The sequence below is a fragment of the Modestobacter sp. SYSU DS0657 genome, assembly GCF_054050925.1.
Map to the genome: position 1 here is coordinate 1 of NZ_JBJHAG010000030.1, position 21,020 is coordinate 21,020.

24 protein-coding genes and 1 tRNA gene are annotated in these 21,020 nt (G+C 73.0%); 10 read left to right on the plus strand and 15 right to left on the minus strand.

The window, feature by feature from the left end:
* Window positions 1-112: 112 nt before the first annotated feature.
* The 3 genes from ACI79A_RS16515 to ACI79A_RS16525 all read right to left on the minus strand — a co-directional run bounded on the left by ACI79A_RS16515 (window position 113) and on the right by ACI79A_RS16525 (window position 2,845).
* Entirely contained in the window at window positions 113-799 is a 687-nt protein-coding gene (locus ACI79A_RS16515) for a permease (protein WP_457084843.1), read from the minus strand.
* Between the two features lie 149 nt (window positions 800-948).
* A complete protein-coding gene (locus ACI79A_RS16520; RefSeq protein ID WP_457084844.1) occupies window positions 949-1,413 on the minus strand; it encodes a DUF3237 domain-containing protein in 465 nt (154 codons plus the stop codon).
* A gap of 49 nt (window positions 1,414-1,462) precedes the next feature.
* The gene (locus ACI79A_RS16525) at window positions 1,463-2,845 is read right to left on the minus strand and encodes an FAD-binding oxidoreductase (protein ID WP_457084845.1); all 1,383 of its coding nucleotides are present in this window, start codon (window positions 2,843-2,845) and stop codon (window positions 1,463-1,465) included.
* Between the two features lie 341 nt (window positions 2,846-3,186).
* Between ACI79A_RS16525 and ACI79A_RS16530 the strand changes: the two genes are divergently transcribed.
* The 4 genes from ACI79A_RS16530 (at window position 3,187) to ACI79A_RS16545 (ending at window position 6,688) form a co-directional block, all read left to right on the plus strand.
* Window positions 3,187-4,041: an ABC transporter permease gene (locus tag ACI79A_RS16530; RefSeq protein WP_457084846.1), complete on the plus strand. Its 855-nt coding sequence runs from the start codon at window positions 3,187-3,189 to the stop codon at window positions 4,039-4,041.
* Entirely contained in the window at window positions 4,038-4,823 is a 786-nt protein-coding gene (locus tag ACI79A_RS16535; RefSeq protein WP_457084847.1) for an ABC transporter permease, read from the plus strand. The genes ACI79A_RS16530 and ACI79A_RS16535 overlap by 4 nt, the downstream gene beginning before the upstream one ends.
* Before the next feature lie 14 nt (window positions 4,824-4,837).
* Complete coding sequence (locus ACI79A_RS16540; RefSeq protein ID WP_457084848.1) at window positions 4,838-5,620, plus strand: ABC transporter ATP-binding protein; 783 nt, start codon at window positions 4,838-4,840, stop codon at window positions 5,618-5,620.
* 72 nt (window positions 5,621-5,692) lie between these two features.
* Window positions 5,693-6,688, plus strand: coding sequence for an ABC transporter substrate-binding protein (locus tag ACI79A_RS16545; protein ID WP_457084849.1), 996 nt, complete (start codon window positions 5,693-5,695; stop codon window positions 6,686-6,688).
* Between the two features lie 146 nt (window positions 6,689-6,834).
* Here the strand turns inward: ACI79A_RS16545 and ACI79A_RS16550 are convergent.
* Window positions 6,835-6,907 (minus strand) — tRNA-Asn (locus ACI79A_RS16550).
* Window positions 6,908-7,046: 139 nt separating this feature from the next.
* Between ACI79A_RS16550 and ACI79A_RS16555 the strand changes: the two genes are divergently transcribed.
* Window positions 7,047-7,259 carry a hypothetical protein gene (locus ACI79A_RS16555; protein ID WP_457084850.1) on the plus strand — a complete coding sequence of 71 codons (213 nt, stop codon included), beginning with the start codon at window positions 7,047-7,049 and terminating at the stop codon, window positions 7,257-7,259.
* An 18-nt stretch (window positions 7,260-7,277) separates the two neighbouring features.
* On the opposite strand, the gene ACI79A_RS16560 is transcribed toward ACI79A_RS16555, so the two are convergent.
* The 5 genes from ACI79A_RS16560 to dusB are packed head-to-tail and all read right to left on the minus strand — an operon-like array spanning window position 7,278 to window position 12,065.
* Window positions 7,278-7,856, minus strand: a complete 579-nt coding sequence (locus tag ACI79A_RS16560) for a hypothetical protein (RefSeq protein WP_457084851.1) — start codon at window positions 7,854-7,856, stop codon at window positions 7,278-7,280.
* Entirely contained in the window at window positions 7,853-9,736 is a 1,884-nt protein-coding gene (dnaG, locus tag ACI79A_RS16565; RefSeq protein ID WP_457084852.1) for a DNA primase, read from the minus strand. Before dnaG ends, ACI79A_RS16560 begins: the two co-directional genes overlap by 4 nt.
* A gap of 15 nt (window positions 9,737-9,751) precedes the next feature.
* A complete protein-coding gene (locus ACI79A_RS16570; protein ID WP_457084853.1) occupies window positions 9,752-10,381 on the minus strand; it encodes a YdcF family protein in 630 nt (209 codons plus the stop codon).
* Window positions 10,382-10,441: 60 nt separating this feature from the next.
* Window positions 10,442-10,900, minus strand: a complete 459-nt coding sequence (locus tag ACI79A_RS16575; RefSeq protein ID WP_457084854.1) for an Rv0361 family membrane protein — start codon at window positions 10,898-10,900, stop codon at window positions 10,442-10,444.
* 7 nt (window positions 10,901-10,907) lie between these two features.
* Window positions 10,908-12,065 carry a tRNA dihydrouridine synthase DusB gene (dusB, locus tag ACI79A_RS16580; protein WP_457084855.1) on the minus strand — a complete coding sequence of 386 codons (1,158 nt, stop codon included), beginning with the start codon at window positions 12,063-12,065 and terminating at the stop codon, window positions 10,908-10,910.
* Between the two features lie 246 nt (window positions 12,066-12,311).
* On the opposite strand from dusB, the gene ACI79A_RS16585 reads away from it, so the two are divergent.
* Entirely contained in the window at window positions 12,312-13,382 is a 1,071-nt protein-coding gene (locus ACI79A_RS16585) for a type IV toxin-antitoxin system AbiEi family antitoxin domain-containing protein (protein WP_457084856.1), read from the plus strand.
* Between the two features lie 119 nt (window positions 13,383-13,501).
* Here the strand turns inward: ACI79A_RS16585 and ACI79A_RS16590 are convergent, their stop codons facing one another.
* On the minus strand, window positions 13,502-14,914 hold the full coding sequence (locus tag ACI79A_RS16590) for a glycine--tRNA ligase (protein WP_457084857.1): 1,413 nt from the start codon (window positions 14,912-14,914) through the stop codon (window positions 13,502-13,504).
* Window positions 14,915-15,039: 125 nt separating this feature from the next.
* On the opposite strand from ACI79A_RS16590, the gene argG reads away from it, so the two are divergent.
* Window positions 15,040-16,488, plus strand: coding sequence for an argininosuccinate synthase (gene argG, locus ACI79A_RS16595; protein WP_457084858.1), 1,449 nt, complete (start codon window positions 15,040-15,042; stop codon window positions 16,486-16,488).
* Window positions 16,489-16,535: 47 nt separating this feature from the next.
* Here the strand turns inward: argG and ACI79A_RS16600 are convergent, their stop codons facing one another.
* The gene (locus ACI79A_RS16600; RefSeq protein ID WP_457084859.1) at window positions 16,536-16,811 is read right to left on the minus strand and encodes an antibiotic biosynthesis monooxygenase family protein; all 276 of its coding nucleotides are present in this window, start codon (window positions 16,809-16,811) and stop codon (window positions 16,536-16,538) included.
* 51 nt (window positions 16,812-16,862) lie between these two features.
* Here ACI79A_RS16600 and ACI79A_RS16605 point away from each other — a divergent pair, with 51 nt between their 5' ends.
* Both ACI79A_RS16605 and ACI79A_RS16610 read left to right on the plus strand, forming a co-directional pair.
* On the plus strand, window positions 16,863-17,219 hold the full coding sequence (locus ACI79A_RS16605) for an ArsR/SmtB family transcription factor (protein ID WP_457084860.1): 357 nt from the start codon (window positions 16,863-16,865) through the stop codon (window positions 17,217-17,219).
* Window positions 17,219-17,614, plus strand: a complete 396-nt coding sequence (locus ACI79A_RS16610) for a Fur family transcriptional regulator (protein WP_457084861.1) — start codon at window positions 17,219-17,221, stop codon at window positions 17,612-17,614. Before ACI79A_RS16605 ends, ACI79A_RS16610 begins: the two co-directional genes overlap by 1 nt.
* A 5-nt stretch (window positions 17,615-17,619) precedes the next feature.
* Here ACI79A_RS16610 and ACI79A_RS16615 read toward each other — a convergent pair whose 3' ends face one another.
* From ACI79A_RS16615 to era, 4 genes are read right to left on the minus strand one after another with little or no spacing between them, the layout of a single operon-like run.
* Window positions 17,620-17,847 carry a hypothetical protein gene (locus ACI79A_RS16615; RefSeq protein WP_457084862.1) on the minus strand — a complete coding sequence of 76 codons (228 nt, stop codon included), beginning with the start codon at window positions 17,845-17,847 and terminating at the stop codon, window positions 17,620-17,622.
* Complete coding sequence (locus tag ACI79A_RS16620; protein ID WP_457084863.1) at window positions 17,844-18,608, minus strand: isoprenyl transferase; 765 nt, start codon at window positions 18,606-18,608, stop codon at window positions 17,844-17,846. Before ACI79A_RS16620 ends, ACI79A_RS16615 begins: the two co-directional genes overlap by 4 nt.
* The gene (gene recO, locus ACI79A_RS16625; RefSeq protein WP_457084864.1) at window positions 18,605-19,393 is read right to left on the minus strand and encodes a DNA repair protein RecO; all 789 of its coding nucleotides are present in this window, start codon (window positions 19,391-19,393) and stop codon (window positions 18,605-18,607) included. The genes ACI79A_RS16620 and recO overlap by 4 nt, the downstream gene beginning before the upstream one ends.
* On the minus strand, window positions 19,390-20,361 hold the full coding sequence (gene era / locus ACI79A_RS16630) for a GTPase Era (RefSeq protein ID WP_457084865.1): 972 nt from the start codon (window positions 20,359-20,361) through the stop codon (window positions 19,390-19,392). Before era ends, recO begins: the two co-directional genes overlap by 4 nt.
* 6 nt (window positions 20,362-20,367) lie before the next feature.
* On the opposite strand from era, the gene ACI79A_RS16635 reads away from it, so the two are divergent.
* Window positions 20,368-20,964 (plus strand): hypothetical protein, encoded by a 597-nt coding sequence (locus ACI79A_RS16635; RefSeq protein WP_457084866.1) that lies wholly within the window; start codon window positions 20,368-20,370, stop codon window positions 20,962-20,964.
* The last annotated feature ends 56 nt before the right edge of the window (window positions 20,965-21,020 follow it).

Below are 21,020 nucleotides of genomic sequence, written 5' to 3' on the forward strand. Positions count from 1 at the left end.
CCCCCCCCCCCCCCCCCCCCCCCCCCCCCCCCCCCCCCCCCCCCCCCCCCCCCCCCCCCCCCCCCCCCCCCCCCGGGACCGGTGCGGCAGTGCGCTCGTCGAGCGCGAGCCGTCAGCGGACGGTGGAGCGGTCGGCCTCGGCGGCCCGCTTGCTCGGCCACATCTTGGCGCCGACCACCCCGCCGACAGCCGCTGCGGCGATCGAGAGGCCCAGGCCCAGGGCAGCCCAGCCGGCGCTCGTGCGGGCGACGTCCGCAGCCTCACCAGCCGCGATGTCCGGCAGGTTGGCCTGCTGGATGCCGGCGACGTCGGTCACCAGCCCGGCGAGGGAACCGAACAGGGCGCCGCCGCCGAACAGGGTCAGGAGCACCAGCGTGACCACGGTGAGCGCCCAGACGAGGATGCCGTGCAGCAGCCCCTCGGCGAACCCGCGCCACAGTGCGGTCGCTCCGGCGGTGAGCCCACCCAGGAAGAGGGCGATCAGGCCGTTGACCCCGCTGAGCCAGTCGGCGTTGCTCGCCCCGTCTCCAGGGCCGACGTCCCACCAGCCCAGGGCGAGGGTGGCCACCTGCAGCAGCAGGAAGGTCGGCACCGCCACGACGAGGCCGGCCCAGACCGGGCCCCAGCGCACCCGGTCACGGCGGGACGACCCGCCGTTGAACACCGGGGCGTCCTGATGGGTGCGGCTCCCGGGGTCGACCGCACCGGCGCGGTACGCCCCCTCACCACTGACGCCGGCGGGCTCCGCCACCACGTCTTCGCGCGGGTTCGTCTCCGTCCGCGCACGACTCTCCGTCATCTCGATTCCTCGTTCCGCTCGGGGGTCGTTGACGACTCGGATGTGCCCGCTCGGCCCGCAGCCCACCACCCGGGCACGGAGCTGTCACCGGATCGTCATCCGCACCGGGGACCCCGGGTCGGCGAGGGGCCGCGGAGGTGGTCGGGACCTCAGCCGACGCGGAAGAAGTCGAAGACGACGGCGTCCGGGTGCCGCACCCCCGAGCCGACGAACACGTGCGACGTGAGGACCGCCAGCCGCGGGACCTCGGTCTCGAAGCGCGGCACGGACCGGAAGTAGATGCGCGCCGGGTCGACCGGCAGCCCGTCGCGCAGCCGGGCGATGTCCTCGGCCGACCCGGTGCGCAGGCCGGTGTTCTCCACGTAGACCCGCTCCCCCCGGTCGGACTCCAGGACGTACCGGGCCTCGGCGACGGTCTCCGTCGGGGTCCGGATCACCTGGAAGTCGGCCCCGCCCGGCAGCACCCGTCCGGTCAGCAGGGGCCCGGACACCACACCGCCGGTGATCGGGATGACCCGCCGCATCCCGGCCGGTGTCGCGCCGACCTCGATCGCCGGGTCGACGGTGACCTCCAGGTGCAGCAGGTGCTCCAGAGGCGGCGGCGCGGGAGGCACGGGGTCTCCGATCGATCGAGGGTGTGGTGCCGGCGAACCGGCCGAGGGGCTACCAGAGGACACCGGGGTTGAGGATCCCCTTCGGGTCCAGGGCAGTGCGCACCCGCCGTCCGACGTCCATGACGTCGTCGTCCAGCTGGTCCAGCAGCGCCGACCGCTTGGTCCGCCCGACCCCGTGCTCGCCGGTGATGGTGCCGCCGCAGTCGAGGGCGACCCGGAGGACGGCGTCGAAGGCCTGCAGCGCGCGCTGCCGCGCCTCCTCGTCGCCGGGGCGGTGGACGATGGCCGGGTGCAGGTTGCCGTCGCCGGCGTGCGCGAAGACCGGGATCTCGACCCGGAACGTCGCGGCGATGGCCTCGATGCGCTCCATCGCGGTGGGCAGCTGGTGCACCGGCACGCAGATGTCCTCGGACAGGACGGCGCCGCGGACGTCGACGGCGTGGCCGACCGCGCGCCGCGCCTCCAGGAACATGTCCCCCTCGTCCGGGTCGTCGGTGGCGAACACGCTGGTGGCGCCGGCCGCCTCGCAGCACTCCGCCATGACGGCGAGCTCGTCGGACCGGGCGGCACCGGGCGCGTCGGACTGGCCGACCAGCAGGGCCCCGGCCTCCCGGTCCAGGCCCATCGCCCGGAAGTCCTCGACGGCGTTGATCGACGCCGAGTCCATGAGCTCCAGCATCGACGGTCGGGCGCGTGCGCCCATCGCCACCACGGCGAGGGCGGCGGCGCGGGTGTCGTCGAAGTAGGCCACGAGCGTGCCGGCCGGGTGCGGCTGCGGCACCAGCCGGAGCATCACCCGGGTGATCACCCCCAGGGTCCCCTCGCTGCCGACGAAGAGCTTGAGCAGCGGGAGCCCGGCGACGTCCTTGACGGTGCGCCCACCCAGGGTGATCAGCCGCCCGTCGGCGAGGACCACGTCGATCCCGTACACGTAGTCGGTGGTGAGGCCGTACTTGACGCAGCAGATCCCCCCGGCGTTGGTCGCCACGTTCCCGCCGATCGAGGAGATCCGGAACGAGCCCGGGTCCGGCGGGTACCAGAGCCCGTGCTCGGCAGCGGCGGCCTTGACGGCGGCGTTGAGCGCCCCGGGTCCGGCGACGGCGGTGCGGTTGACCGGGTCGATCTCGATCGTGGTCATCCGCTCGGTGCTCAGCACCAGGCATCCGTCGACGGCGGTGGCACCACCGGCCAGGCTGGTGCCCGCGCCGCGGACGATCACCGGCACCCGGTGCTCATCCGCCCACCGGATCGCGGCCTGCACGTGAGCGGCCGACTCGGCGCGCACCACGGCCACCGGCCACCCGGCGTCGGGCAACCGCGACCAGTCGTGGCGGTACCCCTCGACCACCGCCGGGTCGGTGACGACCACCCCGTCCGGGAGCGCCGTCCGCAGCAGTTCGACCGGGGCGCCCTGGGCGACCGTGTCCTCCATCCGCTCAAGCAAGCAGACGCCGGGGTCATGGGCAAGCGAGCGTTCCCGGTGCACCGGTGGATACGTCATCCGACCTAGCGGCACCTGCCGGAAACGCTCTACCGAACTGGCCCGTGCAATGGTGTCCCGGGCCACACTCGGGCCCTAGGCTCACTCCGGGGTGCAGGTGCCGTGCTCGACGCGTGCACGCCCCCGTTCGCATGCACTGCCTGACGTTTCCACCACCTGATGCACTCGAAGGGAGGATCGTGACGAGGTCGAGTCGACCCGCAGGGCCTGGCGACGCCCGGTCCTCCGGCAGCCCCACGGTCGAGGCCACGGACCCGACGACGCCACCCTCGGTGGCCGACCGGTCAGCCGCGGACGCCGCGGCACCCGGCCCTGCCGGTGACCGCGCGCCCCGAGCGCGGGACGATCGGCGCAGCGAGCGGCTGCGCGACTGGGCGCTACCCCTGCTGGGGGTGGCCATCGCCGTCGGCGTGTTCGAGCTGCTCCCCCGGATCGGCCTGATCGACCGGCGGTTCTTCCCACCGGCGTCGGAGATGTTCGGCGCGCTCTGGGACCGGGTCGCCGACGGCTCGATCTGGGAGCCCATCGGGCAGACGCTGCAGGGCTGGGGCCTGGGCCTGGGCACCGCGCTGGTGATCGCGCTGCCGCTGGGCATCGTGATCGGGTCGGTGTACCTGCTCTTCATGGCCACCCGGACGACGGTGGAGTTCCTCCGCCCGATCCCGTCCGTGGCGCTGATCCCGCTGGCCGTCCTGGTCTTCGGGGCCGGGCTGGAGAGCAAGTGGTTCCTCGCCGCCTTCGCCGCGACCTGGCCGATCCTGCTGCAGACGCTGTACGGCGTCCGGGACGTCGACCCGGTCGGCCTGGACACCGCCCGGTCCTTCGGCATCGGCGCCCTCACCCGGTTGCGGCGGGTGGTGCTGCCCAGCGCGCTGCCCTACATCGTCACCGGGATTCGCATCTCCTCGGCGGTGGCGCTGATCCTGTCGGTCACCGCAGAGCTCGTCCTCGGCGCGCCCGGCCTCGGCCAGGAGATCAACATCGCCCGGCAGAGCGGGGCCGTGCCCGGCATGTACGCCCTGATCATCACCACCGGCCTGATCGGCTGGCTGCTGAACATCGCCCTGTCCGTCATCGAGCGGCGCCTGCTGCACTGGCACGCGTCGCAGCGGGAGCGTGCCCGTTGAACGAGCCCAGCCGGCCGATCCGGATCCTCGGCATCGGCCTGGAGTTCATCGTCCCGATCGCCCTGCTGGTGGCGTGGGCGCTGGCGTCGTCGAACAGCACATCGTTCTACTTCCCGCCGCTGGTCGACATCTTCCGGGCCTTCGGCGACACCTGGTTGTTCGAGCGGGTCGGCAGCGACGTCGTGCCCAGCCTGGCCCGCATGTTCGCCGGCTACGCGATCGCCCTGGTCGCCGCGCTGGTCATCGGGGTGGCGCTGGGGCTGAACCGGACGCTCGGCCGGATGGCCGACCCCGTCGTCCAGTTCCTGCGGGCCATCCCGGCCCCGGTGCTGCTGCCCGCCGGCATCCTGCTGCTGGGCATCGGTTCGGAGATGAAGGTGGCGCTGATCGCCTTCGTCTGCGTGTGGCCGGTGCTGCTCAACACGATCGACGGCGTCGCCGGGGTCGACCCGGCACTCCGGGAGACCGCCCGCAGCTACGGGATCCCGTGGCGCGACCGGCTGTTCCGGGTGGTGCTGCCCTCGGCCTCGCCGCAGATCTTCGCCGGTGCCCGGATCAGCCTGTCGCTGGCCGTGATCATGATGGTGGTCTCGGAGATGATCGCCAGCAGCAACGGCATCGGCTATTTCGTCCTGCAGTCCCAGCGCACGTACGCCATCACCGCGATGTGGTCCGGGATCATCCTCCTGGCGATCATCGGCTACGTGCTCAACGTCCTGTTCCTGCTCGTCGAGCGCCGAGTGCTCCGCTGGCACCGCGGTGCCCGCGCCGGCGCCGGCTGACCGGAGGTCCCACCATGTTGCGCGTCGAAGGCCTCAGGAAGGTCTACCAGGAGGGCACCAAGCGTGCCTTCGAAGCGGTTGCCGACATCACCTTCACCGTCGAGCAGCGGGAGCTGGTCTGCATCGTCGGCCCCTCGGGGGCGGGCAAGACCACGCTGCTGAAGATGATGGCCGGGCTGCTGCCGCCCAGCTCCGGCGCCGTCTACCTGGACGGCGAGGAGGTCAACGGCCCGCCCGAGAAGATGGCCCTGGTCTTCCAGGACTACTCGCGGTCGCTCTACCCCTGGATGACCGTGGAGGAGAACATCGCCTTCCCGCTCAAGCACCGCAAGCTGGAGAAGTCCGAGTCGGCGGAGCTGATCCGGGACACCCTCCAGTCGGTCGGCCTCGCCGGAGCGGGGAAGAAGTACCCCTGGCAGCTGTCGGGCGGCATGCAGCAGCGCGTGGCCATCGCGCGGGCGCTGGCCTACCAGCCGGAGATCCTGCTCATGGACGAGCCGTTCGCCTCCGTCGACGCGCAGACCCGCGCCGACCTCGAGGACCTCGTGCTGGAGCTGCGCGGGCGGTACGGCGTCACGGTCGTCTTCGTCACCCACGACATCGACGAGTCGGTGTACCTCAGCGACCGGGTGGTGGTGCTCTCGCCCTCCCCCACCCGGGTGCAGGAGATCGTCGACATCCCGCTCCCCCGGCCGCGCGACCAGGTCGCCACCAAGGAGCTCGCTGACTTCGCGCACCTGCGCGCCTACGTCTGGCGCTCGATCAAGCGGCCCGAGGCCGCCGACGTCCCGGCCTGACCCTCCGGCGGCCACCTCCCCCCGAGGGGCCACCCGGTGTTCCACCGACGCAACACCACCAGAAGGAGAACGATGAGCCACCGTCCGTTCACCCGTCGCGCCACCTCCACGGTCGCCGGCCTGGCCGTGGTCGCCCTCGCGGCCACCGGCTGCGGCGGCGACAGCGACAGCGATGCCTCGGGAGGCGGGGGCGAGGGCGGCGGCACGACGACCGTGCAGGTCGGCACGCTGCCCATCGCCAACGCCGCCGCCATGTACCTCGGCATGGAGCAGGGCTTCTTCGAGGACGAGGGCCTGGAGATCGAGCCGACCGTCCTGCAGACCGGCAACGACATCATCACCGGCCTGGTGTCCGGCGACTTCGACTTCGGCTTTGTCGGCTACATCTCCGCCGGCATCGCGGCCGCCCAGGGGGTGCCCGTCTGCGTGGTGACCGCCAGCGACGCCACCGGCACGAGCACCGAGGACGACTGGCAGGTGCTGGTCGCCAGCGGCGACAGCGACATCGAGAGCGCGGCGGACCTCGCCGGCAAGACGATCAGCGTCAACGGCCTGGGCGGTGTCGCCGAGGTCATGCTGAAGGCGTCGCTGGACCAGGAGGGTGTCGACTGGCGCACGGTCGAGCTGATCGAGGTGCCCTTCCCCGAGGTGCCCGCCGCGGTCGAGGCCGGCCGGATCGACGCCGGCTACACGTCCGAGCCGTTCGTCACCACCGTGCTGGACCAGGGCGGCAAGGTCGCCTTCGCCCCGCAGTCGGCCATCGCCCCGGAGTACCCCAACGGGTCGTACGCGGCGAGCCAGATGTACGTGCAGGAGAACGCCGACGTCGTCGAGCGGTTCGAGGCGGCGATGACCACCTCGCTGGACTACGCCCGGGAGAACCCGGACGCCATCCGCGAGATCATCCCGACCTACACGCAGATCTCCGAGGACGTCGCCGGGCGCATGCGGCTGCCGGTCTACCAGTCGGAGCTGCAGACCGACGCCATCGACCAGCAGATGGGGTTCATGGAGACCTACGACATCGTCGAGGACGCTCCCACCGCCGACGAGCTCATCTGCGGCTGACCTGATCCGCGACTGACGGCCGCCGTGCCGGGCCCTGCCCGGTGCGGCGGCCGTTCGCACGTCCGGGGCAGGGGCGCGCGATCTGCGCGTACCCCGGGAACGAGCGAGGCCCTGACCAGCGGTTGCGCTGGTCAGGGCCTTCCTTGCTCCCCCGACTGGACTTGAACCAGTAACCCTGCGATTAACAGTCGCATGCTCTGCCAATTGAGCTACGGGGGAACGAACGGGTTGGTCGCCCGTGCGCCTGGAAGAGATTACCCCACCCGGCCGGCGGTGCCGGGAGGGGGTTCTCGGCGGGTCGCGCGGCGCGACGGCCGGTAGCGTCCCCACCCCATCCCGATCCCTGGAGGCACCCCTCGTGGCCAAGCTGTCCTTCCTCGCCGGCTTCGGTGCCGGCTACGTCCTCGGCGCACGGGCCGGCCGTGAGCGCTACGAGCAGATCCGCCGCGCCTACAACCACGCCAAGGACGACCCGCGCCTGCAGAGCGTCGCGGGCATGGCCCAGGCCCAGGCCGACGCCGCGGTGAAGTCGGTCAAGGCCAGCCTCGCGCAGGGCGACGGCCAGCGCTGACCCGCACCCGGCCCGCGGTCAGCGGGTCGGGTCGTCGGCGTCCACCGCGGCGGCCAGCCGGTCCCGGGCGATCTGCCGGGCCCGCGGGTCGTCGCGGTCGGCGTCGTCGTCGAACACCACGCTCCACTCCCGCGCCGCCTGGCCGGGCACCCGGCGCGCCACCAGCAACACCGCCCCGCCACCGGGCAGCGGGTGCCGCTGGCTGGTCACCACCGTCCGGTCGACCCGGCTGCGCACCTCGGCCGGCAGTTCCCCCGCCTCGGCGAGCACGTACCGCTGCTGCGGGCCCCTCGCCTGCACGCCCGGCTCGACCTCGGTGAGCGGCGTGACCAGGAAGCTGCCGCCCGAGCCCGCCGCGGTCCAGCGGGCCGTGCCCACCTCGTGCCAGCGGAGCACCGGCGCGGCCGCGGCGTCGGGGAGCGCCAGGTCGTCCGGCACCACCCGCAGCCCGCGGGAGGTGGCCACCAGCCAGCCCCCGCTCACCAGCCCACCCCAGGCGAGCACCCGCTCGTCGGCGTCCGGTGACGCGGCGACCACCGCCCGCACCGGCTCCGGCGGGCGGGCGAACCGGGCGCGCAGCGCGCCGAGCAGCGTCACGGCGTGAGGCCGCCGGCCGCCCGCTTGCGCAGCGAGATCGCCAGCTGCTCGAGGTCCATCAGCTGCTTGAACGCCTTCATGTACTCGTCGGCGGCCTCGACCGGGTTCATCCGCTGCAGCTTGCCCTTGAGCGCGGCCACCTGCCGGACGGTGGTGATCTCCTGCAGCCGGGCCATCAGGGCGTTGACGTAGGTGACGTCGTTCTCCCCCACCGACCGCATCGGCTCCACCGCCAGTGCGGTCAGCATCGCCTTCGCCGTCTCCCGGTCGCAGTGCTGCTCCACCTGCTCGACCCAGTCGGCGCCGCTGACCGTGGCCCCTGCCGCTCCCCCGGCCGCGGCGACCGCGGCGGCCACGGCGGCGTAGTCGGGGTGGGTGAAGTCGTCGGCGCGCACGGCGTCGAACTCGGGGCCGGCGATCTCCGGGCACTGCAGGGCGGCCTTCACCGCCTCCCGCTCCACCTCGACCGCGACGTCGTCCGGGCTCTTGCGCGGGGTGCGCACCCGACCCCGCTCGGGAGCGGCGCCGCCGTCGGCCAGGCGGCGCACCCGGGCGACCACCTCGCTCTCGTCGGGCAGACCGAGCAGCCCGGCGAGCCGGCGGGCGTAGGCCGGCCGCAGCGCGTGGTCCTTGATCTGGGCCAGCAGCGGCGCGGTCTTGTCCAGCGCCGCGACCCGGCCCTCCACGGTGTCCAGGTCGTACTCGGCCAGCATCGTCCGCAGCACGAACTCGATCAGCGGGGTGCGCCGGGCGATGAGGTCGCGCACCGCGGCGTCCCCGTGCGCCTGGCGCAGCTCGCACGGGTCGCGCCCCTCCTGCTCGACCGCGACGAACGTCTGCGCGACGAAGCGCTGGTCCTCCTTGAACGACTTCATCGCCGCCGCCTGGCCGGCCGCGTCGCCGTCGAAGGTGTAGACGACCTCCCCGCGGAACTCGTCCTGGTCCATCAGCAGCCGGCGCAGCACGTTGATGTGCTCGGCGCCGAAGGCGGTGCCGCAGGAGGCGACCGCGGTGGTCACGCCGGCCACGTGGCAGGCCATGACGTCGGTGTAGCCCTCGACGACGACGGCCTGGTGGTTCCGGGCGATGTCCCGCTTGGCCCGCTCGACGCCGTAGAGCACCGAGCTCTTCTTGTACAGCGGCGTCTCGGGGGTGTTCAGGTACTTGGGCCCCGGGTCGTCGTCCATCAGCTTGCGAGCGCCGAAGCCGATGACGTCGTTGGTGAGGTCGCGGATCGGCCAGATCAGCCGGCGGTGGAACCGGTCGATCAGCGTGCCGCGGGAGGACTCCTTGGCCAGCCCCGCGGTGACCAGCTCGGCCTGCGTGTAGCCCAGGCCGCGCAGGTGCCGGGTGAGGGTGTCCCAGCCGCCGGGGGCGTAGCCGCAGCCGAAGTCCAGCGCGACCTGCCGGTCGAACCCACGCTCGGCGAGGAACTGCCGGGCCGGTGCGGCGTCGGGGGTCATCAACTGCTCGGCGTAGAACCGCGCGGCCTCGGCGTTCGCGGCGACCAGCCGGGCCCGCTGCCCGGCCGCGGCCCGGTCGGGCCCGCCGGTGGGGCGCCCGCCGTCGTCCTCGTAGTGCAGCTCGACGTTGGCCCGGCCGGCCAGCAGCTCGACGGCCTCGGTGAAGGAGAGGTGGTCGATGTCCTGGATGAACCGGATGACGTCACCGCCGGCCCCGCACCCGAAGCAGTGGAACAGGTTCCGTGAGGGGGTCACGTGGAAGGACGGTGACTTCTCGTCGTGGAAGGGGCACAGCCCCTTCAGGCTGCCGCCGCCGGCGCGCTTGAGCTGCAGGTGCTCACCGACGATCTCGTCGATCTTCGCCCGTTCGCGGACCAGCGCGATGTCGGCGGCCCGGATGCGTCCGCGACCGGCCATGGCTCGTCCTCCCTCTCAGCCGATGCCCGGGGCGCCGGCGACGCTCTCACCGGTCGCGCGGTAGAGCAGGTACGCGGCGGTCTCCCGGAGGATGTAACGGAACTGCGTGGTGCGGGTCTGCACCGCGGGGCCCTGGCGGGTGGGCGAGCTGGTGGCGTCCATGCCGGCGTCCTCCGCCATCCGCTCGGCTCGCATCGCGTGCCACGGGTCGGTGACCAGGACGGCGGTGTCCCAGCCGCGGTCGGCGAACGCGGCGCCGACCGCCCGCATGCTCTGCAACGTGTCGACGCCCTCCTGCACGGCCAGCAGCGCCTCGCGGGGGACGCCGGTCTCGGCCAGGTAGTCGCGGCCGGCCTCGGCCTCGGAGAACTCGTCGCCCTCGGCCCGGCCGCCCACGGTCACGACCACCGGGGCCACGCCCTGCTCGTAGAGGTCACGGGCGTGCTCCAGCCGCGCCTCGAAGATCGAGGACGGGACGCCGTTGTACTGCGCCGAACCGAGCACCACGATCGCGTCGGACTCCGGCCGGGCGTCCTGCCGGGCGGTCCACCAGATCGCCAGCGCCGTCGAGCCGACCAGCAGCACCGACGCCGCCACCGCGGCCCCGACCACCCGGACGGCCAGCCGGCCCGCGAACGCTGCCACTCGTCATGGGTACCACGCGGCGCTGACAGCGGTGGGGCTGGTGGGTGAGCGGCTCGCCGGTCAGTCGAGCGCCCGGTTGCCGCAGACCTTCGTGCCGCCCTCGGGGACGACGGTGAGCTGGGTCCGGGAGACCGTGCCGTCGTCGTCCCAGCGGACGTCGACCCGCTGCACCGGCATGCCGTCGACCACGTCCGCGGTGGTGCCGGTGACCTCTGGGGTGCCCGGCCGGACGTAGTCCTCGGCCAGGTCGGGGGCGAGCACCCGGGCCCGCACGTCGTCGCAGACCAGGTCGTAGGCGGTGCCGAGGTCACCGGCGCTCAGCGCGCGCACGAAGACCGTGGCCACCTCCTCGGCCTGGTCCTCCGGTGAGCCCTTGAACACGCCCATCGCGGCGACCATCGCGACCGCCACCACCAGGGTGCCAATGAGCAACGCCAGCAGCAGGCCGGTGCGCCGGCGCGGGGTGCCGGTGTGCAGCGGCGCCGGGTCGTCGTCGTAGAGGTAGGGGCCGGTGGTCATGACTCGCTCATCCGCCGCTCACCGTCAGCTCCGCGCCGGACGGCGGGGTCGGGTCGTCCCGGTCGGCCAGCCAGCCCTCCGGCAGCGCCACCGGTCGCGGCGGGGTGGTGCGCCCGCGCGGGGCACCCAGCACCGCCTCCGGGTAGGGCTGGTCGGGGATCCGGCCGAGCAGCTCGGCCAGCTCGTCGAGGCTGCTGACCATCGCCAGCGCCCGGCGGACGTCGGAGCCCACGCTGAAGCCCTTGAGGTACCAGGCGACGTGCTTGCGGAAGTCGGTGCAGCCCCACAGCTCGCCCTGGTCCTCCGCCAGCAGGGTGGCGTGGCGGTGCATGACCGCGGCCACCTGGCGCAGCGTCGGCAGCGTGCGCCGCGACGAGCCGGCGAAGGCCGCGGCCAGGTCGCCGAACAGCCACGGCCGGCCCAGGCAGCCCCGCCCGACCACCACGCCGGCGCACCCGGTCTCGGCGACCATGCGCAGCGCGTCGTCGGCCTCCCACAGGTCGCCGTTGCCCAGCACCGGGATCTGGACGGTCTCCACCAGCCGGGCGATCGGCGCCCAGTCGGCGGTGCCGCTGTAGAGCTGGTCGGCGGTGCGGCCGTGCAGCGTGATCCCCGCGGCGCCCTCGTCCTGGGCGATCCGCCCGGCGTCGAGGTAGGTGACGTGGTCGGCGTCGATGCCGATGCGGGTCTTGACCGTCACCGGCACGTCGCGGGCGGCGGTGACGGCGGCCCGGACGATGTTCCGGAACAGGGTGCGGCGCCACGGCAGCGCCGAGCCGCCGCCCTTGCGGGTCACCTTGGGCACCGGGCAGCCGAAGTTGAGGTCGATGTGCGCCGGGCGGGTGCCGGCCACGTTCTCGTCGACCAGCATCTCCACCGCGCGCCCGACGGTGGCCGGGTCGACGCCGTAGAGCTGGACGCTGAACGCGTCGGCCTCACCGGGCGCGGCCTGGACCATCTGCAGCGTCTTCGCGCTGCGCTCGACCAGCGCCCGGGTGGTGATCATCTCGCAGACGTAGAGCCCCGCCCCGAACTCGCGGCACAGCGTGCGGAAGGCCGGGTTGGTGATGCCGGCCATCGGCGCGAGCACCACGGCGGGGTCGACGCTCAGCGACCCGAGCTGCAGCGCCGGCAGCGCCGTCGTCCGCTCGAGGGTGCTGGTCACGACGTCCAGGGTAGGTGGCCCGGCGGTGTGCCCGTGGTCACGGCACCGTCGCCGGCGCGGGTTGACCCGGTCGACCTGAGGTTCGGCCGTGCCACGGCGCGGCTCGACGTCAGGCCGGTCGGGTCAACCCGCTCGGCGGTACCGGATCCCCGCACGCCGCGCCCCACGCCGTCCCCGGTCGGGGCACCCGTCCACAGCTGGTCCTCGTGCGCAGCCCCCGTCACCGGAGCCGGTCAGGCTGCCCCCGTGACCGCTCCGCTCCCCGTTCCGCTGGCCGTGGCCGAGCCCGGTCGCCGCCGGCTCGGCCTGTTCCGCACGGCCGAACTCGCTGCGGCCGGCATCGGGGAGAGCGAGGTGCGGAGGGCAGTGCGGTCGGGAGCGTGGGTCCGGCTGCGCACCGGCGTCTTCATCACCGCCGTCGATCTCGCCGAGGTGGAGCGCACCGGGCGGCGGCCAGGGCTCGATGCACTCGCCGTGCTCGCCGGCCTCGAGCGACCGTCCGCCGTCCTCAGTGGCGCGACTGCCGCGTGGGTCTGGGGTTTGCCGCAACCTCCCAGCACTCCCATGACGGTGCACCTGACCGACCCGCACCACTGGCGCCGCGGACGGGGCTGGCTGATGACGCGCGCCGCTCTCCCGGACGACGAGGTGACACTGCGCGGCGTCTACCGGTTGACCACGCCCGCTCGCACCGTGGTCGACCTGGCCCGGTCCTGGCCGGAGGTGGACGCTGTGGCCGCCGTCGACTCGGCACTGCTGCGCGGACTGACCAGCCGTGACGAGCTGGACCGGGTGCTGGACCGGCAGGCCACGGTTCCGGGGATCCCGCGCTCGGTCCGCGCGATCGCGCTCGCCGATGGCCGGGCCGAGTCGTGGCTGGAGACGAGCGGCCGGCTGACCTTCGCCGCCCTCGGTCTGCCGCCGTTCACACCGCAGGTGGAACTGCGTGTCGACGGGCGGCTGCTGAAGGTCGTCGACGGGTGGTACCCGGGTGCGGCCGTGGCGGTCGAGTTCGACGGCCAGGTCAAGTACCGGCGGTCGTTCCTCGGCCGGACCCCGGAGCAGGAGCTGTGGCAGGAGAAGCGCAGCGAGGACCTGTTGCGCTCGCTCGGGATCCGGTTCGTCCGGGTGGCCCGGGAGGACCTCGGCGGACGCCGGCACGAGCTCACCAGCACGGTGCAGCGCACGCTGTCCACCCCCGGGCCCGCGGTCCGGGCGTTCACCGCGACTCCGCGGGCCGCCGGTCGGTACCGGGGCAGCTCCACCGGAGACGACGGTTGGCTCGCCCGCACCGACGACCGGGTCGGCGCGGGTTGAGCCGCCCCGCCTGACGTTGAGCCGTGCCACAGCACGGCTCAACGTCAGGTCGACCGGGTCAACCCTGCAGCCACCAGGGTTGACCCGGGACGGCACCGGGCCAGACGCCGGTCCAGGCCTCAGCAGCCGGGGAGGCGGGCGCCGAGGTAGGCGACGACCTGGTCCAGCGCCACCCGCTCCTGGGTCATCGCGTCGCGCTCCCGGATCGTCACCGCGTCGTCCTCCAGGGTGTCGAAGTCGACGGTGATGCAGAACGGGGTGCCGACCTCGTCCTGCCGGCGGTAGCGCCGGCCGATGGCGCCGGCGTCGTCGAAGTCGACGTTCCAGTTCTTCCGCAGCTCGGCGGCGAGGTCCCGGGCCTTGGGCGAGAGGTCGGCGTTGCGCGACAGCGGCAGGACGGCGGCCTTCACCGGCGCCAGCCGCGGGTCGAGCTTGAGCACCGTGCGGGTGTCGATGCCGCCCTTGGCGTTGGGCGCCTCGTCCTCGGTGTAGGCGTCGACCAGGAACGCCATCAGCGAACGGGTCAGGCCGGCGGCCGGCTCGATGACGTACGGCGTCCACCGCTCGTTGGAGGCCTGGTCGAAGTAGGACAGGTCCGAGCCGGAGTGCTCCGAGTGGGTCTTCAGGTCGAAGTCGGTGCGGTTGGCGATGCCCTCCAGCTCGCCCCACTCCGAGCCCTGGAAACCGAACCGGTACTCGATGTCGACGGTGCGCGTCGAGTAGTGGCTCAGCTTCTCCTTCGGGTGCTCGTAGTGCCGCAGGTTCGCCGGGTCGATGCCCAGGTCGGTGTACCAGCGGGTGCGCTCGTCGATCCAGTACTGGTGCCACTCGGCGTCGGTGCCGGGCTGGACGAAGAACTCCATCTCCATCTGCTCGAACTCACGGGTGCGGAAGATGAAGTTGCCCGGGGTGATCTCGTTGCGGAAGGACTTGCCGATCTGGCCGATGCCGAACGGCGGCTTCTTCCGGGAGGCGCCCATGACGTTGGCGAAGCTGACGAAGATGCCCTGCGCGGTCTCCGGGCGCAGGTAGTGCAGCCCCGACTCGTCCTCGACCGGGCCGAGGTACGTCTTCAGCATCATGTTGAAGTCGCGCGGCTCGGTCCAGGAGCCGGTGACGCCGCAGTTCGGGCAGGTGATGTCGGCCAGGCCGTTCGCCGGCAGACGACCCTTCTTCTCCTCGTAGGCCTCTTCGAGGTGGTCGGCGCGGAACCGCTTGTGGCAGTTCTGGCACTCGGTCAGCGGGTCGGTGAACACCCCGACGTGACCGGAGGCGACCCACACCTGACGCGGCAGGATGACCGAGGAGTCCAGGCCCACGACGTCGTCGCGGCCCTGGACGACGGTGCGCCACCACTGCTTCTTGATGTTCTCCTTGAGCTCCACGCCCAGTGGCCCGTAGTCCCAGGCGGAGCGGGTGCCGCCGTAGATCTCCCCGGACGGGAAGACGATCCCCCGGCGCTTGCAGAGGTTGACCACCTTGTCCAGGCGGGCGGGGTCGGCGGTACGGGGGGACTGGACGTCGCTGGGCACGAGGGCTCCATCCGGCTGGCGGTCGGCGGGGTTGACCTCTAGACGTTAGTCCGAGCGCTGAGTCTGCCTCCGGGCGGTGACCACCCGGCTTTGCATGCTCATACATGACTGTGCATACTCTTCCCGTGTCCAAGGTGCTCACCTCCCTGCCCGTCGGCGACCGCGTCGGGATCGCCTTCTCCGGCGGCCTCGACACCTCCGTGGCGGTCGCGTGGATGCGCGACAAGGGCGCCGTCCCCTGCACCTACACCGCCGACATCGGCCAGGCCGACGAGCCCGACATCGGCTCGGTGCCCGGCCGCGCCGCCGCCTACGGCGCGGAGATCGCCCGGCTGGTCGACTGCAAGGCCGCCCTGGTCGAGGAGGGCCTGGCCGCGCTCACCTGCGGCGCCTTCCACATCCGCTCCGGTGGCCGCAGCTACTACAACACCACCCCGCTGGGCCGCGCGGTCACCGGCACCCTGCTGGTGCGCGCGATGCTCGAGGACGACGTCCAGATCTGGGGCGACGGCTCCACCTACAAGGGCAACGACATCGAGCGGTTCTACCGCTACGGCCTGCTGGCCAACCCCGGGCTGCGCATCTACAAGCCCTGGCTGGACGCCGACTTCGTCACCGAGCTCGGTGGGCGCAAGGAGATGTCGGAGTGGCTGGTCGCCCACGGCCTCCCCTACCGGGACAGCGCCGAGAAGGCCTACTCCACCGACGCCAACATCTGGGGCGCCACCCACGAGGCCAAGACCCTCGAGCACCTGGACACCGGCATCGAGACCGTCGAGCCGATCATGGGCGTGAAGTTCTGGGACCCGGCGGTGGAGATCGCCACCGAGGACGTCACCCTCGGCTTCGAGTACGGCCGCCCGGTCAGCATCAACGGCAAGCAGTTCGCCTCCGCCGTCGACCTGGTGCTGGAGGCCAACGCCATCGGCGGCCGGCACGGGCTCGGGATGTCCGACCAGATCGAGAACCGGATCATCGAGGCCAAGAGCCGCGGCATCTACGAGGCCCCGGGCATGGCGCTGCTGCACATCGCCTACGAGCGGCTGGTCAACGCGATCCACAACGAGGACACGCTGGCCACCTACCACAGCGAGGGCCGGCGGCTGGGCCGGCTGATGTACGAGGGCCGCTGGCTGGACCCGCAGGCGATGATGCTGCGCGAGTCCCTGCAGCGGTGGGTCGGCATGGCCGTCACCGGCGAGGTGACCCTGCGGCTGCGGCGCGGCGAGGACTACTCGGTGCTGGACACCTCCGGCCCGGCGTTCAGCTACCACCCGGACAAGCTCTCCATGGAGCGGACCGTGGACTCCGCGTTCGGCCCGGTCGACCGGATCGGCCAGCTCACCATGCGGAACCTCGACATCGCCGACTCCCGCGCCAAGCTCGAGCAGTACGCCCGGATGGGGATGGTCGGCGGCGCCACCCCGACGTCGATCGGTGCGGCGCAGGCGGCGTCCACCGGGCTGATCGACGCCTCGCAGGAGGGCGGCGCGGAGGCGATCGCCTCGCGCGGCCAGGTCTCCCCGAACGACGAGCTGCTCGACCGCGCCGCCATGGAGTCCGGCACCGACTGATGGGGCTCACCCGGCCGGTCGGTCTCTGGCAGGTTCGGTGAGCCCCTTCAGTCGGTGAGGTACGCGCCGGGCTCGTCCAGGGCGTGCAGCCACACCGGCGCGCCGGCGAGCTTCACCTCGGGGGCGGACAGCGCGCGGCGGTAGGTGCCGACGCCGTCCCACGCCGTCCAGAGCGCGAGCAGCTCCGGGTCGTCGGCCGCCCGGCCCACCGCGCCGTCCCGGAAGCCGGGCCGGGTGCGCAGCAGCGCCAGCAGGTCGGTGGTGGCGGCGAGCAACGCCGGCACGTCGTCGGCCGGGGCACGCAACCGGGTGACGGCGAACACCGCAACCTCCTCTGTTTGACAACCGTTCTCATGTGCGTGGAGGATGATGTCATGTCCGCGGCCGTCTCCACCCCCAGCCGGACCATCCCAGCCGACGTGCTGGCCGCGAGCGAGCTGCTCACCGCGCTGGCCTTCCCGCTCCGGCTGTCGATCGTCGCCCTGCTCGACGAGCACGGCTCGCGCTGCGTGCACCAGCTGGTCGACGCCCTGGGCGTGCCCCAGCCGCTGGTCTCCCAGCACCTGCGCGTGCTGCGCGGGGCCGGCCTGGTCACCGGGGTGCGCCGGCACCGCGAGGTCGACTACCGGCTCGTCGACGGGCACGTGGCGCACATCGTGCGGGACGCGATCGCCCACGCCGCGCACCGCGAGGCCGCCGCGCAGCCCCAGACCGCGGAGGGGAACGCCTGATGGTCCGCACCACCCGCCAGCGCGCCGCCGTCGCCGCCGTCTTCGACTCCCTGAACGGCTTCCACAGCGCCCAGGAGGTGCACGCCCGACTGCGCACCGCCGGTGACACGGTGGGGCTGTCCACGGTCTACCGGGCCGTGCAGGCCCTGGCCGACGACGGCGAGCTCGACTCCATCCGCACCGACACCGGTGAGGCGCTGTACCGCCGCTGCAGCACCCAGCACCACCACCACCTGGTCTGCCGCTCCTGCGGGCGCACCGTGGAGGTCGCCGGGCCGGCGGTGGAGCAGTGGGCCGACCGGGTCGCCGGCGAGCACGGCTTCTCCGACGTCAGCCACACCCTGGAGATCATGGGCACCTGCGCCGAGTGCCGGACGGCGCCTCCGGCCGGCTGACCCGGCTATGCCCGCGGGCCGTCGCCCCGCCCGTCGGAGTCCTGCGGGTCGCTGCGATCCCGGCGGTCCATCCGCCACCACTGGAACCTGATCGCCAGGTAGCCCAGCACGACCAGCGCACAGCCCGCGATGATCAAGCCGGCGAGCACCAGGGTGGCGACTGGGCCGTAGCCCAGCCCGGGGCCGTACTCCCGGGCCGCGACCTGGTCGACCGCGAATGCCACCGCTGTCACGCGCTGCCGAAACGGCGTTGCCGGCTGGCGTACTCCTCGCAGGCCTGCCACAGGTGCCGGCGGTCGAAGTCCGGCCACAGCGTGTCCAGGAAGACCAGCTCGGCGTAGGCCGCCTGCCAGAGCAGGAAGTTGCTGGTCCGGTTCTCCCCCGAGCTGCGGACGAACAGGTCGACGTCGGGCATGTCCGGCTCGTCGAGGAAGCGGGCGACGGTCTTCTCGTCCACCTTGTCCGGATCGAGCCGGCCGGCGGCGACCTCCCGGGCGATCGCCGCGGCGGCGTCGGCGATCTCGGCCCGGCCGCCGTAGTTGACGCACATGGTCAGCGTCAGGACGTCGTTGTCCTTCGTCAGCTCCTCGGCGATCTCCAGCTCCTTGATCACCGAGCGCCACAGCCGGGGACGGCGACCGGCCCAACGGACCCGGACACCGAGCTCGTGCATCTCGTCGCGGCGGCGCCGGATCACGTCGCGGTTGAAGCCCATCAGGAAGCGGACCTCCTCCGGGCTGCGCCGCCAGTTCTCGGTGGAGAAGGCGTAGGCGCTGATCGCCCCGATGCCCAGCTCGATCGCGCCCTCGACGCAGTCGAACAGCGAGGACTCCCCCGCCTCGTGCCCGGCGGTGCGCGGCAGCCCGCGCTGCTTCGCCCAGCGGCCGTTGCCGTCCATCACGATGGCGACGTGGCCGGGCACCTTGTCGGCCGGGATGTCCGGCGGGGTGGCGCCCGAGGGGTGCGGGTTCGGCGCCTTCACCTCGCGCCTCACCGCGCCACCTCGACGTGGGGCGCGCCGGCGCGGGGGGCATCGGTGCGGTCGACCAGCGGCAGCGAGCGCAGGCCCCGCTCCAGGTGCCACTGCAGCATCGCCGCGACCAGGCCGCTGCCCTCGCGCCGGTTGATGCCCTGGCTGGCCTCGGCCCGCCCCCAGTCGCCGGTCAACAGCGCCTCCAGCAGCTCGACGGTCACCGGGCTGGGCATCGCCGAGCCGGTGGGACGGCAGGCCGGGCAGACGGTGCCCCCGGCCGGGACGGAGAAGTGGCGGTGCGGGCCCTGCTCGCCGCACCGCGCGCAGTCACCCAGCGCGGGCTCCCAGCCGGCCACCGACATGGCGCGCAGCAGGAAGGCGTCGAGCACCAGCGGCGGCGGCTTGACCCCCTCCGCGAGGGTGCGCAGCGCACCCACGACGAGCAGGAACATCCGCAGCGCGGGCTCCTTCTCCTCCACGGTCAGCCGATCGGCGGTCTCCAGCACCGCCGTGCCCGCGGTGTAGGCCCGGTAGTCGCCGACGACCGCCGGCCCGTAGGCGCGGATCGACTCGGCCTGGCTGACCACGTCGAGGTTGCGGCCGGTGTACAGCTGCAGGTCGACGTGGCTGAACGGCTCCAGCCGGGCGCCGAACTTGCTCTTGGTGCGACGCACGCCCTTGGCCACCGCGCGCACCTTGCCGGTGCGCCGGGTGAGCACCGTGACGATCCGGTCGGCCTCACCCAGCTTCTGGGTGCGCAGCACGATCCCCTCGTCGCGGTACAGCGACTGCGGCGTCGTGCTCAATACCCGAGCCTGTTCAGCTTCTTCGGGTCGTCCTGCCACTCCCCCAGCACCGTGACGTGCAGGTCGAGGTGCACCCGGCCGCCCAGCAGCGTCTCCAGCCCGACCCGGGCCTCGCTGCCGATCGCCTTGATCGTCTGCCCGCCCTTGCCCAGCAGCATCGGCTTCTGGCTGGGGCGCTCGACGTGCAGCAGCGCGTGGATCTCGGTGAACACCGCCTCGGGGTCGCGCGGGTCGGGCTTGCGGAGGATCTCCTCGACGGTGACGGCGAGGGAGTGCGGCACCTCCTGCCGCACCTTCTCCAGCGCCGCCTCGCGCACCAGCTCGGCGATCTGCCGCTCGACGTCCTCGTCGGTGGTCTGCTCGTCGGGGTACATCGGCGGGCCCTCGGGCAGCAGGCCGACCAGCAGGTCCTCCAGCAGCTCGACCTGGTCGCCGGCGACGGCGCTGACCGGCACGATCTCGCGGGCCTCGACCAGCTGGCTGGCGGCCACCAGCTGCTCGGTGACCTGCTTCTTGCTCGCCGCGTCGGTCTTGGTCACCACCAGCACGATCGGGGTGGTGACCTCCTTGAGCTGCCGGGCGATGAACGCGTCACCGGCGCCGACGGGCTGGTCGGCCGGGATGCAGAAGACGATGACGTCGACCTCGGACAGGGTGTCGCGGACGACGTCGTTGAGCCGGCGGCCCAGCAGGCTCTTGGGCTTGTGCAGGCCGGGGGTGTCGACGAGCACGAGCTGCCCGCCGGGCCGGTGCACCACGCCGCGGATGGCGTGCCGGGTGGTCTGCGGCCGGTTGCTGACGATGCCGACCTTCTCGCCCACCAGCGCGTTCGTCAGCGTGGTCTTGCCGGCGTTGGGCCGGCCCACCAGGCAGGCGAAGCCGCTGCGGTAGGGCGGCTGGTCGGTGTCGGTCACATCGGCCAGTCTCCCACTGCGCACCGACAGGCCGGGCAGGGCGGCTGCGATCATGGGCGCATGCCTCCCCGGTCCCGACGTGAGCAGGGCGAGCCGCTGGCGGTGACGGCGGCCCGCGACCGCGAGCGGCACATCACGCAGGTCACCAGCTACGGCTACTTCGCCGCCCGCGGACCGAAGCGCTCGGTCACCGTCACCCCCGCCCCGCTGCGCTACTGGCAGTACGACCCGGCCGGCCCGTTGGTGCTCGGCCTGACCGCGCTGGCCCTCGCCGCCTGGCTGGGCGTGATCGCCTGGCGTGAGGGCGGCTCGGGCGTGGCCGCGGAGCTGCCGATCGCCCTGGCGCTGGCCGCGCTGGTGGTGGTGGGCTCGACCGGGCGGCTGACCGTCTCCGACGCCGGCGTCTCCACCGACATCGCCGGGCTGCGTCAGGTCTCCTCCTTCCGCATCGTCCCGCGGGTGCTGGTCCAGGAGGTCGTGCCCGGTCCTCCGCCGGCCGGCTGGCCGAAGGCGCGCCGGCGCGGCGGGTGGTGGCCCGGGCGCACCCGGGTCAGCGTCCGGCACCTGGGCATGGACGGGCAGACCGAGGAGGCGTTCACCGTACGGGTGCGCGACGCCGAGGCCTTCGCCGACGCCCTGGGCCACCCGCTCCGCTGACGGCACCCCTCCCCCTGCACCAATGACCGTCCTCCCGCACCCATGCTGGTGCGGGA

Excerpts from the sequence above, each read along its gene's own strand:
- ACI79A_RS16515 (WP_457084843.1), bottom strand. The coding sequence starts at position 799 with ATGACGGAGAGTCGTGCGCGGACGGAGACGAACCCGCGCGAAGACGTG.
- ACI79A_RS16525 (WP_457084845.1), bottom strand. The coding sequence starts at position 2,845 with ATGGAGGACACGGTCGCCCAGGGCGCCCCGGTCGAACTGCTGCGGACG.
- ACI79A_RS16540 (WP_457084848.1), top strand. The coding sequence starts at position 4,838 with ATGTTGCGCGTCGAAGGCCTCAGGAAGGTCTACCAGGAGGGCACCAAG.
- ACI79A_RS16545 (WP_457084849.1), top strand. The coding sequence starts at position 5,693 with ATGAGCCACCGTCCGTTCACCCGTCGCGCCACCTCCACGGTCGCCGGC.
- dnaG (WP_457084852.1), bottom strand. The coding sequence starts at position 9,736 with ATGGCCGGTCGCGGACGCATCCGGGCCGCCGACATCGCGCTGGTCCGC.
- ACI79A_RS16575 (WP_457084854.1), bottom strand. The coding sequence starts at position 10,900 with ATGACCACCGGCCCCTACCTCTACGACGACGACCCGGCGCCGCTGCAC.
- ACI79A_RS16605 (WP_457084860.1), top strand. The coding sequence starts at position 16,863 with ATGTCCGCGGCCGTCTCCACCCCCAGCCGGACCATCCCAGCCGACGTG.
- ACI79A_RS16610 (WP_457084861.1), top strand. The coding sequence starts at position 17,219 with ATGGTCCGCACCACCCGCCAGCGCGCCGCCGTCGCCGCCGTCTTCGAC.
- era (WP_457084865.1), bottom strand. The coding sequence starts at position 20,361 with ATGATCGCAGCCGCCCTGCCCGGCCTGTCGGTGCGCAGTGGGAGACTG.
- ACI79A_RS16635 (WP_457084866.1), top strand. The coding sequence starts at position 20,368 with ATGCCTCCCCGGTCCCGACGTGAGCAGGGCGAGCCGCTGGCGGTGACG.